6 protein-coding genes and 3 rRNA genes are annotated in these 13927 nt (G+C 45.8%); 5 read left to right on the top strand and 4 right to left on the bottom strand.

What is annotated here, in order from left to right:
- Positions 1–1166 precede the first annotated feature (1166 nt).
- The 3 genes from SWOO_RS23175 (at position 1167) to rrf (ending at position 6199) form a co-directional block, all read left to right on the top strand.
- Positions 1167–2709: ribosomal RNA gene (locus SWOO_RS23175) — 16S ribosomal RNA — on the top strand.
- A gap of 364 nt (positions 2710–3073) precedes the next feature.
- Positions 3074–5968 (top strand): 23S ribosomal RNA (locus SWOO_RS23170).
- A 115-nt stretch (positions 5969–6083) separates the two neighbouring features.
- A 5S ribosomal RNA gene (gene rrf / locus SWOO_RS23165) occupies positions 6084–6199 on the top strand.
- The 16S, 23S and 5S rRNA genes sit together here, the layout of an rRNA operon.
- A gap of 461 nt (positions 6200–6660) precedes the next feature.
- Here rrf and SWOO_RS23160 read toward each other — a convergent pair.
- From SWOO_RS23160 to SWOO_RS23150, 3 genes are all read right to left on the bottom strand, one after another.
- The gene (locus SWOO_RS23160) at positions 6661–7116 is read right to left on the bottom strand and encodes a GNAT family N-acetyltransferase (RefSeq protein WP_012327100.1); all 456 of its coding nucleotides are present in this window, start codon (positions 7114–7116) and stop codon (positions 6661–6663) included.
- Positions 7117–7193: 77 nt separating this feature from the next.
- Entirely contained in the window at positions 7194–8774 is a 1581-nt protein-coding gene (locus tag SWOO_RS23155; RefSeq protein ID WP_012327099.1) for a DHA2 family efflux MFS transporter permease subunit, read from the bottom strand.
- 2 nt (positions 8775–8776) lie between these two features.
- A complete protein-coding gene (locus SWOO_RS23150; RefSeq protein WP_012327098.1) occupies positions 8777–9832 on the bottom strand; it encodes an HlyD family secretion protein in 1056 nt (351 codons plus the stop codon).
- Positions 9833–9929: 97 nt separating this feature from the next.
- Between SWOO_RS23150 and SWOO_RS23145 the strand changes: the two genes are divergently transcribed.
- Both SWOO_RS23145 and SWOO_RS23140 read left to right on the top strand, forming a co-directional pair.
- Positions 9930–10859, top strand: a complete 930-nt coding sequence (locus SWOO_RS23145) for a LysR family transcriptional regulator (RefSeq protein ID WP_012327097.1) — start codon at positions 9930–9932, stop codon at positions 10857–10859.
- A gap of 112 nt (positions 10860–10971) precedes the next feature.
- Complete coding sequence (locus SWOO_RS23140) at positions 10972–11700, top strand: YebC/PmpR family DNA-binding transcriptional regulator (protein ID WP_012327096.1); 729 nt, start codon at positions 10972–10974, stop codon at positions 11698–11700.
- An 85-nt stretch (positions 11701–11785) separates the two neighbouring features.
- Here the strand turns inward: SWOO_RS23140 and SWOO_RS23135 are convergent, their stop codons facing one another.
- On the bottom strand, positions 11786–13744 hold the full coding sequence (locus tag SWOO_RS23135; protein WP_012327095.1) for a S9 family peptidase: 1959 nt from the start codon (positions 13742–13744) through the stop codon (positions 11786–11788).
- Positions 13745–13927: the final 183 nt, after the last annotated feature.

The raw sequence follows: 13927 nt of genomic DNA, 5'->3' as shown, positions 1-13927 counted from the left end.
AGTATTATGAACTTTCAAATCCGAATAGAGTTTAAGTATGCTCCTCATATTAGATAACTGCTTATTCGTGATTAGTATTATCAGTGTTGGTAGACCATTCCTGTTTATCAAAGCAGATATGTGAAGTTATTCTCTCGTTGTTAGATGACAAATATTTCTTGTATTTATCTCCCTAATTCATTTGTTGTAGTGTAAATAACATTGTCATACACATAGTGACTTCTAATGTCTTATCCAAAGCGTTAAAAGTTAACCTTTTTGCTTACTGAAAGCAGGTTAGGAAAATAATCGATAATACCTAGGACATACATATATTCGTAGAGAGCTATGTCCTAGCGATTTGATCACTTGCAAATAGGGAAAATAAAAGCCTTAGTGGTGTGTAGTTAAAGTGTCAGGGTTCGTGGTTACTGTCGTATATGCGAGAGCTGGGACGTCAAACAAGGTACTTTATGAGGCTATAAGCTAATTTGAGTTATTGAATTTTCAGTAAGTAACAAAGAAGTTTATTTTGTTTTTGTGAATAACTCTGTGGGTAATAGGTGGGCATTGTGTGTCTATATTAGGTATAAAAAATAAATCAATATTTACTGAAAAAAGCCCTTGCACAGTTTCGAGTAATCCCTATAATGCGCATCCACTGACACGGCACAGCAGGCCAATCGCTCTTAGCAAACGCTAGATAAAATGGGACTTGCAGCATAGTCGGTACCTCTTCTCTGTTTATAAAAAAGAGTCGAGGTTGAATCAAAACTCTTCAAAGATTTGATTCAGGTGACAAACGCTTTAAGGGCTTCGGGTTTGTTTCTTTTTACGAGAGTGTTAACTCTGCTGATTAAGAAATCATCGCTTGAAAAACTTCTTCAAATAAGCGCTTGACGCCAACCACGGAGAGTGTAGAATACGCCTCCTCAAGCCAACGACCAAGCGTCAACGGCCACACAATAGTGTGATGCTCTTTAACAATTCAAAACAAGAAATCTGTGTGGACACTCACAGGTGTTGAGTTATTCGAAATTGCTTTCTTGTCCTTCGGGATGTAAGCAATCAAAAATATTACTCGATGAATGAGTGTTCATAGAATCGAACTTGGTTCGGTTCACTATATAAACAGTATAATTCATTGAGCCGTTCTTCATTCTTAATCGGATGAGAACAAAAAACTTTAATTGAAGAGTTTGATCATGGCTCAGATTGAACGCTGGCGGCAGGCCTAACACATGCAAGTCGAGCGGAAACAGAAAGTAGCTTGCTACTTTGCTGTCGAGCGGCGGACGGGTGAGTAATGCCTAGATATCTGCCTAGTCGTGGGGGATAACAGTTGGAAACGACTGCTAATACCGCATACGCCCTACGGGGGAAAGGAGGGGACCTTCGGGCCTTTCGCGATTAGATGAGTCTAGGTGGGATTAGCTAGTAGGTGAGGTAATGGCTCACCTAGGCGACGATCCCTAGCTGTTCTGAGAGGATGATCAGCCACACTGGGACTGAGACACGGCCCAGACTCCTACGGGAGGCAGCAGTGGGGAATATTGCACAATGGGCGAAAGCCTGATGCAGCCATGCCGCGTGTGTGAAGAAGGCCTTCGGGTTGTAAAGCACTTTCAGCGAGGAGGAAAGGTTAACGGTTAATAACCGTTAGCTGTGACGTTACTCGCAGAAGAAGCACCGGCTAACTTCGTGCCAGCAGCCGCGGTAATACGAGGGGTGCAAGCGTTAATCGGAATTACTGGGCGTAAAGCGTACGCAGGCGGTTTGTTAAGCCAGATGTGAAAGCCCCGGGCTCAACCTGGGAATTGCATTTGGAACTGGCAAACTAGAGTCTTGTAGAGGGGGGTAGAATTTCAGGTGTAGCGGTGAAATGCGTAGAGATCTGAAGGAATACCGGTGGCGAAGGCGGCCCCCTGGACAAAGACTGACGCTCAGGTACGAAAGCGTGGGGAGCAAACAGGATTAGATACCCTGGTAGTCCACGCCGTAAACGATGTCTACTCGGAGTTTGGTAACTTAGTTACTGGGCTCCCAAGCTAACGCATTAAGTAGACCGCCTGGGGAGTACGGCCGCAAGGTTAAAACTCAAATGAATTGACGGGGGCCCGCACAAGCGGTGGAGCATGTGGTTTAATTCGATGCAACGCGAAGAACCTTACCTACTCTTGACATCCACAGAACTTTTCAGAGATGAATTGGTGCCTTCGGGAACTGTGAGACAGGTGCTGCATGGCTGTCGTCAGCTCGTGTTGTGAAATGTTGGGTTAAGTCCCGCAACGAGCGCAACCCTTATCCTTATTTGCCAGCGAGTAATGTCGGGAACTTTAGGGAGACTGCCGGTGATAAACCGGAGGAAGGTGGGGACGACGTCAAGTCATCATGGCCCTTACGAGTAGGGCTACACACGTGCTACAATGGTCGGTACAGAGGGTTGCGAAGCCGCGAGGTGGAGCTAATCCCAGAAAGCCGGTCGTAGTCCGGATTGGAGTCTGCAACTCGACTCCATGAAGTCGGAATCGCTAGTAATCGTGGATCAGAATGCCACGGTGAATACGTTCCCGGGCCTTGTACACACCGCCCGTCACACCATGGGAGTGGGCTGCACCAGAAGTAGATAGCTTAACCTTCGGGAGGGCGTTTACCACGGTGTGGTTCATGACTGGGGTGAAGTCGTAACAAGGTAGCCCTAGGGGAACCTGGGGCTGGATCACCTCCTTACCTATACGACTAACTCGATACCTGAGTTGGCAATAAACTGCATCCGTGCGTTTATTGCACACAGCACATCCGTGTGCTTGAGTGTTCACACAGATAACTTGTTCTTGTTAGAGCGAGTGGCACGCCTTTACGGCGATGCTTGTTCTTTAAAAATTTGGAAAGCTGATAGTATTAATTTAACGATTAATGCGAAATAAATAATTGAGTTCTCAAACACTTAAATCAAGTGCCGAACGATTTACCTTAGGGTAATGAATTCATGAGTATTCTTTTGGCGAAAGTAAACACCATTAGTTGCGATACAACGCCCGAGCTTACCCGCTTGGTAAAGTTTGTTTCCTTGTGAAACTTATTTGGGTTGTATGGTTAAGTGACTAAGCGTATACGGTGGATGCCTTGGCAGTCAGAGGCGATGAAGGACGTAGTAACTTGCGAAAAGCGTTGGCGAGCTAGTAACAAGCATTTGAGCTAACGATGTCCGAATGGGGAAACCCACTTACATAAGTAAGTATCATTAACTGAATACATAGGTTAATGAGGCAAACCCGGGGAACTGAAACATCTAAGTACCCGGAGGAAAAGAAATCAACCGAGATTCCCCTAGTAGCGGCGAGCGAACGGGGATTAGCCCTTAAGCGTAGAGGGTGTTAGTGGAATGAGTTGGAAAGCTCAGCGGCACAGGGTGATAGCCCCGTACATGAAAACTAACTTTACGTGAAAACGAGTAGGACGGGACACGTGACATCTTGTCTGAACATGGGGGGACCATCCTCCAAGGCTAAATACTCCTGACTGACCGATAGTGAACCAGTACCGTGAGGGAAAGGCGAAAAGAACCCCTGTGAGGGGAGTGAAATAGAACCTGAAACCGTATACGTACAAGCAGTGGGAGCGGTTCTTGAGACCGTGACTGCGTACCTTTTGTATAATGGGTCAGCGACTTACATTTTGTAGCGAGGTTAAGCGAATAGCGGAGCCGTAGGGAAACCGAGTGTTAACTGCGCGTTTAGTTGCAAGGTGTAGACCCGAAACCCGGTGATCTATCCATGGGCAGGTTGAAGATTGAGTAACATCAATTGGAGGACCGAACCGACTTATGTTGAAAAATGAGCGGATGACTTGTGGATGGGGGTGAAAGGCCAATCAAACCGGGAGATATCTGGTTCTCCTCGAAAGCTATTTAGGTAGCGCCTCGAGCGAATACCATTGGGGGTAGAGCACTGTTAAGGCTAGGGGGTCATCCCGACTTACCAACCCTTTGCAAACTCCGAATACCAATGAGTACTACTCGGGAGACACACGGCGGGTGCTAACGTCCGTCGTGAAAAGGGAAACAACCCAGACCGTCAGCTAAGGTCCCAAAGTTATTGCTAAGTGGGAAACGATGTGGGAAGGCTTAGACAGCTAGGATGTTGGCTTAGAAGCAGCCATCATTTAAAGAAAGCGTAATAGCTCACTAGTCGAGTCGGCCTGCGCGGAAGATTTAACGGGGCTAAGCAATACACCGAAGCTACGGGTTTGCACCTTTGGGTGCAAGCGGTAGAGGAGCGTTCTGTAAGCCGTTGAAGGTGAAGGGGTAACCCACACTGGAGGTATCAGAAGTGCGAATGCTGACATGAGTAACGATAAAGGGAGTGAAAAACTCCCTCGCCGAAAGACCAAGGGTTCCTGTCCAATGTTAATCAGGGCAGGGTGAGTCGACCCCTAAGGCGAGGCCGAAAGGCGTAGTCGATGGGAAACGGGTTAATATTCCCGTACTTCTGCTAACTGCGATGGAGAGACGGAGAAGGCTAGGCTAGCGCGGCGTTGGTTGTCCGCGTTTAAGGCTGTAGGCTGTTCACTTAGGCAAATCCGGGTGAACATTAGGCTGAGAGTTGATGACGAGGTCCTAAGGGACTGAAGTAGTTGATGCCATGCTTCCAGGAAAATCTTCTAAGCTTCAGGTTAGTAGGAATCGTACCCCAAACCGACACAGGTGGTTGGGTAGAGAATACCAAGGCGCTTGAGAGAACTCGGCTGAAGGAACTAGGCAAAATGGTACCGTAACTTCGGGAGAAGGTACGCTCCCGACGGTGATGAGACTTGCTCTCTAAGCTGTTGGGAGTCGCAGATACCAGGTGGCTGCAACTGTTTATCAAAAACACAGTACTGTGCAAACTCGCAAGAGGAAGTATACGGTATGACGCCTGCCCGGTGCCGGAAGGTTAATTGATTGGGTTATCTTCGGAGAAGCTCATGATCGAAGCCCCGGTAAACGGCGGCCGTAACTATAACGGTCCTAAGGTAGCGAAATTCCTTGTCGGGTAAGTTCCGACCTGCACGAATGGCGTAATGATGGCCACGCTGTCTCCAGCCGAGACTCAGTGAAGTTGAAATTGCGGTGAAGATGCCGTATACCCGCGGCTAGACGGAAAGACCCCGTGCACCTTTACTATAGCTTGGCACTGAACATTGAACCTACATGTGTAGGATAGGTGGGAGACTTTGAAGCAGGAACGCTAGTTCTTGTGGAGTCAATCTTGAAATACCACCCTTGTAGCTTTGATGTTCTAACTCTGGCCCCTGAATCGGGGTTGAGGACAGTGCCTGGTGGGTAGTTTGACTGGGGCGGTCTCCTCCCAAAGAGTAACGGAGGAGCACGAAGGTTGGCTAAGTACGGTCGGACATCGTACGGTTAGTGCAATGGCATAAGCCAGCTTAACTGCGAGACATACACGTCGAGCAGGTACGAAAGTAGGTCATAGTGATCCGGTGGTTCTGAATGGAAGGGCCATCGCTCAACGGATAAAAGGTACGCCGGGGATAACAGGCTGATACCGCCCAAGAGTTCATATCGACGGCGGTGTTTGGCACCTCGATGTCGGCTCATCACATCCTGGGGCTGAAGTCGGTCCCAAGGGTATGGCTGTTCGCCATTTAAAGTGGTACGCGAGCTGGGTTCAGAACGTCGTGAGACAGTTCGGTCCCTATCTGCCGTGGGCGTTGGATGATTGAAGGAAGCTGCTCCTAGTACGAGAGGACCGGAGTGGACGAACCGCTGGTGTTCGGGTTGTTATGCCAATAGCATTGCCCGGTAGCTACGTTCGGAATCGATAACCGCTGAAAGCATCTAAGCGGGAAGCGAGTCCTAAGATGAGTCATCCCTAGGAATTAAATTCCTCTAAAGAGCCGTTCGAGACTAGGACGTTGATAGGTCAGGTGTGTAAGCGTTGTGAGGCGTTGAGCTAACTGATACTAATGACTCGTGAGGCTTAACCATACAACCCAGATGGGTTTTATGAGTAGCTAGTGTGATTACTTCATAAGCACAAAAGAATACGAACTTGATTTAAGTTTGAGACAATTATTTAAGCTTTCTAAATTTACCCAATTAGTCTGGAAACAATAGCATTGTGGTCCCACCTGATCCCATCTCGAACTCAGAAGTGAAACGCAATCGCGCCGATGGTAGTGTGGGGTCTCCCCATGTGAGAGTAGGTCATTTCCAGGCGCCTAATTTACTCGTAAAGAGTAGTAGAGAAGCCACCTTATTAAGGTGGCTTTTTTGCGTTTAGGGATTAACGTCTTAACAGCCTTTTTCTCGTATCTAACAGCATTACTTGCAGGTGGCTTATTCACTTAAGCACGTACGTGCAATAGCTACCTCATATGCAGGTTGATATGATGCTTCTCGGCTCTAGCACCCTAGTTAACAGCTCCTGTGTTACTCTTGATTATTGCTCCTGGATTACTCAACCTTCAGCCATCCATGGCTTTGTACCTCCTGCATCTGACTTCTAAGGGAAGGAAGAAATGTCTTATTTTGTATGGAACAAAATAGACCATTCAGTCGTGGAAAATCGACACTTCCGGCACCTGATGTTTAGGATTAATTAATACCTTAGTAACTGGGGTGCCGAAGAAAGGTTATGGCAGGTAGGGTTAATGATTTAGTGAGGTATCGCTTTTTAGCTAATGCTGTTTATAAAGCATATCTAGGTGGGGGATACCATCTTCAAGATAGACCTCTGATACAGGGTCGAATCCCAGTTTTTGATAGAAGTCTTTAAGATACTCCTGCCCGCCTAGTTGAATATCATTTTCGGGCCAGTATTGAGCCGCCAATGATATGGCTTCCTGCATTAAGGTATGGGCTACTCCGCCACCTCTAGCTTGCTCTGAAACAACGACTCGGCCAATGCTGGAGTCTGGATAGCTCACTCCTGGTGCGAGTATACGTGCATAAGCGACGATATCACCTTGAGTATTTCGTCCTATTAGATGACGAGTTTGTGGATCTCTGTCTTTATTATCCAGTTCCGGATAGGGGCAGTTCTGTTCGACGATAAAAATATCGACCCTTAGCTTTAATACTTCATATAACTCATCAAGATTGAGCTGTTTAAAAGTCAGAACACTCCACTGCATATCTACCTCCTTTCTAGAAAAATCCAGTGTACATCACGCGGGAGCAGACAAAAAGCTTATTACAAAGCCCTCTTTATCTATCGCTCTTTTATCGGTTTTCTAATCGAGAGTACAGCAACGACTGCAATAAGCAGGAGTGCAGAGATAATAAAAAATACATCATTGTAAGCTTGGATATAGGCTTGTTCAGTCATGGTTTTTCCAAGCATTACAGCAGCCTGAGAGGATGCTGTTACGGGATCTGAGCCCGCTTGTACTAAGATGCTCGTTGTTTGATTTAGGTACTGATTTGCCATTGGGTTTACTGCGGACAGTGTCTCTTTTATGTGGGCAAGATGACCTCTTGAGAGAGTATCGGTTAGGGTCGATACTAGTGCGATACCAAATGCGCCTCCCAAGTTTCGCATAACGTTAAGCACTGTTGAGGCCGACGCATTCTCATGAGGTTTAATATGCATGGTAGCTATGATCCCTATTGGAACCAGAATAAATGGTTGTCCTAAGGCTCTTACGATTTGTGAGGCGATCATCTGATCACCCGCATAGTCTGCTGTCATATGGCTATTCATATAATAGCTTAATGAGAACATGGTGAATCCAAATGCTGCCAAGTAGCGGCCATCGAATCGTTCCATAAGCTTTGGTATAAATGGCAGTACCAGTAGCTGAGGAAAACCCATCCACATGATCACTTCACCTATGTCTAATGGGCTGTAGTTGTGGATCTGTGCTAAATAGAGAGGGATCATGTAGATGGCACCAAACAGAGCCATACCCAATAGAAAATAGGCAATGGTTGAGATGGCGAAATCACGCTGACCTAATAAGCGAAGGTTAACTAGTGGCTCCTCTTTTTTTAGCTGGATATAGACAAAAAGAGTGATGTTAATTACGGCGACAATAGTGAGATCACGGATAAGGTCTGAGCCAAACCAATCTTTACGGTTTCCCTCTTCTAATACCACCTCTAAACAGCCCATTCCTAGCGCCATAGTAATTATGCCAGATAGGTCGATATTTTTTAGTTTGTCCCAGAGAACCGGTTTTTTCTCCAGCCCATAGGCGAGCATTCCCATTACAATTAATCCTGGGGGAACATTGATATAGAAAAGGTAATGCCAGCTAAATTGCTCAGTTAACCAGCCACCTAAAGTGGGGCCGATTGAGGGGGCAAAAGTTGCAGTTACCCCAAAAAGCGCCATGCCTATAGCGCGCTTACTCTCGGGGAGTAGCTCGAGGATTAGTCGAAAGGCTAAGGGGATAAGTGCACCACCGAAGAAGCCTTGCATTGCCCTAAAGGCGATCATGGACTCGAGGTTCCAAGCTATTGAACACAGGAGTGAGGCGCCGATAAAAAAAGCTGTTGTCCAGAGAAGGTAACGTCTAACTGAAAGCCCTTGGCTTAGCCAGCCTGAGAGAGGTATGGCTATCATCTCAGCTACCAGATAAGCGGTTGCTATCCAAGAACCCTCCTCTAAGGTTGCACCTAAACTTCCCTGTATCTCCTTCATTGAAGCATTAGTGATCTGGATGTCCAGTATCGCCATAAATGCGCCAATTAAACCAGCAAAGACAGCGACCCAGGAACGCAGGCTGCCAGACTCAAAGCCTTGCGGGGCTGATTGAGATTCATGTAAAGTTGCCGTAGAGCTACTCACTTTTAATAACCTGCGTTAGCAGCAATGGCGTAATTTATGGACGCTTCATGGGTATCTACCTCAACCACAGCGCTTAACCCTGGAACAATTCTCATCTCTTGGTTGGCTGCTAAGCGGATCCTTACTGGAATTCTCTGAACTATCTTAGTGAAGTTTCCAGTCGCATTTTCTGCGGGCAATAAACTAAATTTGGCACCGGAAGCTGGGGAGAGACTGTCGATAACACCTGTAAAGGCTTTGTCGGGAAACGCATCGAGAGTGACTTTCACCTGTTGACCAGCTTGCATATGTTGGATTTGGGTTTCTTTAAAGTTTGCCGTGATCCACACTGCACCATCCGGTACCAAACTATAGAGGGCTTGACCTGGCTGAACATATTGGCCTTTCATCGCACCACGTTTGCCGATGATCCCTGAAAATGGCGCGCGCACTTGAGTATCCGAGAGCTGTATCTCGGCAAGCTTAAGACCTGCCCTAGCCTGTACTACATTTGCATCAACTTGCTGTAATTGGGCTTTAAATACTGCCAGCTCTCGCTGCTTAGCAATTAAGGCTGCCTTAGCTTCATCAAGATGGGCGATAGCGGATTCAAAGCTTGCCTGCATCTGATCGACATCATCCTGTGAACTGTAATTTTTCACCTTTAATTGAACGGTGCGATTTAGCTGTTGTTCGGCGCGTAAATGATCTGACTCAGCGGCTTTTACACCTGCGGCAGCTTGATTAATAAGCGCATCTTGCAATGTGACTTTGGCTGCCAATGTTTGCTGTTCTGCTTTGACACTTTCCAGTGCTGCTTGGCTCTGTGCTACTTTGGCCTCATACTGATTATCTTCTAGTTGTGCCAGCAGTTGTCCCACTTCAACATGCTGATTATCAGTAATGTCTGTCATCACAACGTAGCCAGGAACCTTCACACTGATATGGGAGATGTCGGCCTCAACATAGGCATTATCTGTAGACTCGATAAAGCGTACTTGGGTCCACCAGTAGTAGCCGCCACTGATTAAAAGGGCAAGGATGAGTGGGACTACAATATATAATTTACTCTTGGACATTCATGACTCCTTGATTAGTGCTTTATAGTCTACTACTGTCACTGTATATTTATTAGATAGTTAAAATTCAACCTACTGTTTCACAGGTGTAACAATAATGGATTTAAATCGCGTGCAGATGTTTGCTCAGGTTGTTGAGCAGGGCAGTTTTACCGCAGCGGCTAAGGTGATGGGGTTAACTAAGGCGACGGTGAGTCGTAAGGTTGCTGAGCTTGAAGCCGATGCCGGTGTTCAGTTGCTATTTCGTACAACGAGAGCTCTTAAGCTTACCGATGCAGGTAATGCTTATTACAACCGGGTACATCGCATATTGGCCGATTTACAAAGTGCAGAAGATCAGCTCAGCTCCAATCAACAGATGGTGAAAGGAAACCTCAATATTGTCTGCCCTATTGAGTTGGGACAACTATTTCTTGGTAGGGTGTTTGCTCAGTTCTTGACTCACTACCCGGATATCACCATAGATGCGGAGCTCACCAATCGGAATGTTGATGTGGTTGCTGAGGGAGTAGATGTACTGTTTCAGATCACCTCTATGTCAGATCCCAGTCTGCAAACTTACGAGATGATAAATACAGATAAGATGCTGATGGCTAGTCCCTCTTATCTTGCTCGCAATGGCACCCCTAAAGTGCCGCAAGATCTTAGCAAACATAAAGCGATAAAATTAAAATCGACCCATATTGATGGAAGTTGGACGCTGTTCGATGGGAAAGAGTGGGTTACCCAAGAGCCTGAGGCACAGTTAACGGTGAATAATGTGACCTTAGCGCGTGAAGCGGCCATTGAAGGTCTAGGGATAACCATAGTGCCAACTCTTATTGCACAGCAGGCATTAGATGAGAAGCTGTTACTTCCTCTTCTTGAAGATTACCCTCTGGCGCAAACTAAAATAACCATGAGTACGCCTCAACGGGCTTATCTACCGCGAAAGTATCAGGTATTTATTGAGTATATTTATCGGGCGATGAGCCGAAATCCTGAGTATCAGCTGCTGGAAGTGCCGGATTTTGTCTCATTAAATTGAAATTTTACTAAGCAAAGTCAAAGATTATTAAATTAAAAAGCCCTTGTGTGCAAAAAGCCTAATAAAGCTGCTAATATTGCAGATAATTTTTTAGTTTATGAGATAGGGCAAGATGGGAAGAGCATACCAAAACCGCAAAGAGTCTATGGCTAAAACTGCTGGTCAGAAGACCAGACTTTACTCTAGATATGGTAAAGAGATATATGTTTGCGCTAAAAATGGTGGCTTCGACCCCGACGGTAACCTGCCGCTTCGTCAGATGATCGCCAAAGCTAAGAAAGATCAAGTTCCAGCTCATGTGATTGAGCGTGCCATCGACAAAGCCAAAGGCGGTGGTGGTGAAGATTATGAAACTGCACGCTACGAAGGGTTCAGTCCAGGCGGCGCCATGGTTATCGTTGACTGCTTAACAGATAACGGTAAGCGAACTTTCACCGAAGTACGTCAAGCGTTCGTAAAAAATGATGCCAAATTAGGTGGCCCTGGTACCGTAGGCCATATGTTCGATCATCAAGCTGTTTTTGTCTTTAAAGGTGAAGATGAAGAAGCAGTGCTAGAGATGCTTATCATGGCCGATGTTGATGTGACTGATGTTGAGCTAGAAGATGGCATGATCACGGTCTACGCTCCACATACAGAGTTTTACAAGACCAAAACTGCGCTAACTGAAGAGAATTCAGAAGCGGAGTTTGAAGTTGAGGAGATCACTTTCGTTCCTCAAACGATGACAGATATTACCGATCCTGAAGTGATTGAGCAGTTTGAAAAGTTCCTCGCTGCCCTTGAAGATTGTGATGATGTACAAAACGTCTACCACAATGCAGAGCTACCTCAAGATTAAGCATGGCCACATAGTGTCTTGCTAAATTAGCTAGATGTTCTAAGCCCAATCAAGTGTTAGATTTGATTGGGCTTTTTTGTTGTTACTACTTCACTGCCACCTTATTGGGAATATCAAGATAGGTGTTTAGGAAGTCTACATAGGCTTCTGATGCCGTGATACGGTTAGTTTTCTTACTAAAACCATGTCCCTCATCATCGAATACTACGTACTCTACTGGCACACCATTTTGCTTCACTTTTTCTACGAGTTCATCACTTTCAATTTTGAGCACTCGAGGGTCGTTTGCGCCTTGAATGACCATCAGAGGTTTAGTGATATTTTGCGCGTGAAACAGTGGTGATATCGCTCTGTGACGCTCTGCGTCTGTGGCGGGATCACCCATCTCATCATAGAGGGCTTTTTTAAATGACTCCCACCAAGGTGGAATAGAGTTTAGAGTGCGAACCCAGTTAGTCACCCCAAAAATATCGATGCCAACTTTAAACTCTTCGGGCTCAAATGCCAGTGCCGCTGCAGTCATGTAGCCACCATAGCTACCACCCATGATACCTATCTTATCCGCATCAATCCAATCTAAGCTCTGCAGGTAGTTTTTACCATAAATGATATCTTGTAGGTCATTCTCCCCATGATTTTTGTCATCTAAGTGGAAGAAGGTTTTCCCATAACCTGAGCTGCCTCGGTTATTCACCGCAAATACTGCATAGCCATGATTAATTAGGTGTTGACGCATGGCGCTATAACCTGTGCGACTTTGGCCTCCAGGGCCACCGTGAACAAAGACAACCGCTGGACGTTTATTCTCTGCACTAGCACCTTTAGGTTTAAAGAGTAAGCCTGGGATCTCTAAGCCGTCGAAGCTCTTAAAGCGCACCACTTTACTTGCAACTAGATCTTTTGGGTTAATCTGCGGGTTTAGTGCTTGAGTTAACTGTTTTGCTGAACTGCTTCCCATCTCCCAAACGAAAAGGTTAGAGGGGGAGGTATCAGAGTTGATATAAAACGACACTGTTTGTTCATCTTTGGAGAAGTTCACACTACGAAGATCGCCTGCTGGCAGCTTAGGTAAAACGACCTCTTTGCCTGTTGCAGTATCTAAGATGGTGATACGTGTGTTGGCATCGGCATTTACGCCTGAAACACGATACTTGCCCGACTCTGAGAAGTAGACGAAGCGGACGTTCCAGTTGTCTTTAATCGCTAGGCTATGTTTTTCTGACTGAAGATCATATTGCCAAACCTGAGAGAACTCACCCTTAGAATCAGTAGCATAGTAGAGCTGCTTGCTGTCCGGTGAAAATGCCATAGGGTTATAGTTTGCTGGATCTGTATGCTCGCTAATAATGGTTGGTTTAGATGTACGCTTTCTTAAATCCAGTAGATATGTGTCACTGTCTCTGTTGGTATGCATCTTAGCGAGTGAGGCGAAAAGTCCGTCGGGAGATACCTCAGCAACTTCGAATCCTAACTTATTTTCGAAGACTAAGGTACGCTCATAGGTATTAGCATCATAGCGGTATAGATCCATAAACTTAGGATCACGTTCATTGGTAGTTGCATAGAAAAATGCACCATCATTGGTGAAGTTAACAAAGTTGGCTCGAGTGTTTTCGGTATTGGTGAGATCTTTTACTGTTCCGTCGGTTTCACGGACAAATAGATGATAGAGCTCGTTACCGCCATTATCTTGGGTTAACAAGACGCGGTCATCATTCGGAAACCAAGAGACGGGATAGGTGGTGTCTTTAAAGTCTGTTAGTGCTGTCTGTTGTCCGGTTTTAATATTCATCTTGTAGAGATTAAAAATCCCGCTCTGATCTGAGCCCATTAAGATGTAGCTACCGTCAGCAGAGAAGGAGGAGCCAAAATAGGTGGTCGTCTCGAAAAAAGTCTTAGCATCATATTTCTGTACGGGACTTTGGGCGATAACGGTATCTTTTACTGTCGATGCTCCATTGTTGGTAGAGTTTGAGCAAGCGCTTAATCCTACCCCTAAGGTAATGGAGAGCGCTATAACGCTGAGGTGATGAGATGTTTTCATATTTCCCTCTATTAGTATCTCAAATGTTCTAACCTAGTGGAAAATGAGGATAAAGGCGAATTATCGGTTTGATATATAGAGGAGTTTGTTCTCCTATGTAAACTTAAACTAACAGTAAGCCAGAAAGCGGGGGGATTTGGATAAAGTGGGGATGGAAGTGACAGCCTGCAGGGTAGCCATTTT

It is taken from the genome of Shewanella woodyi ATCC 51908 (assembly GCF_000019525.1).
GTDB classification, from domain to species: Bacteria; Pseudomonadota; Gammaproteobacteria; order Enterobacterales; family Shewanellaceae; genus Shewanella; species Shewanella woodyi.
The sequence above is the reverse complement of the archived record's forward strand: the minus strand, read 5'-3'. Positions and strand labels throughout refer to the sequence as shown.

Excerpts from the sequence above, each read along its gene's own strand:
- SWOO_RS23145 (WP_012327097.1), top strand. The coding sequence starts at position 9,930 with ATGGATTTAAATCGCGTGCAGATGTTTGCTCAGGTTGTTGAGCAGGGC.
- SWOO_RS23140 (WP_012327096.1), top strand. The coding sequence starts at position 10,972 with ATGGGAAGAGCATACCAAAACCGCAAAGAGTCTATGGCTAAAACTGCT.
- SWOO_RS23150 (WP_012327098.1), bottom strand. The coding sequence starts at position 9,832 with ATGTCCAAGAGTAAATTATATATTGTAGTCCCACTCATCCTTGCCCTT.
- SWOO_RS23135 (WP_012327095.1), bottom strand. The coding sequence starts at position 13,744 with ATGAAAACATCTCATCACCTCAGCGTTATAGCGCTCTCCATTACCTTA.
- SWOO_RS23160 (WP_012327100.1), bottom strand. The coding sequence starts at position 7,116 with ATGCAGTGGAGTGTTCTGACTTTTAAACAGCTCAATCTTGATGAGTTA.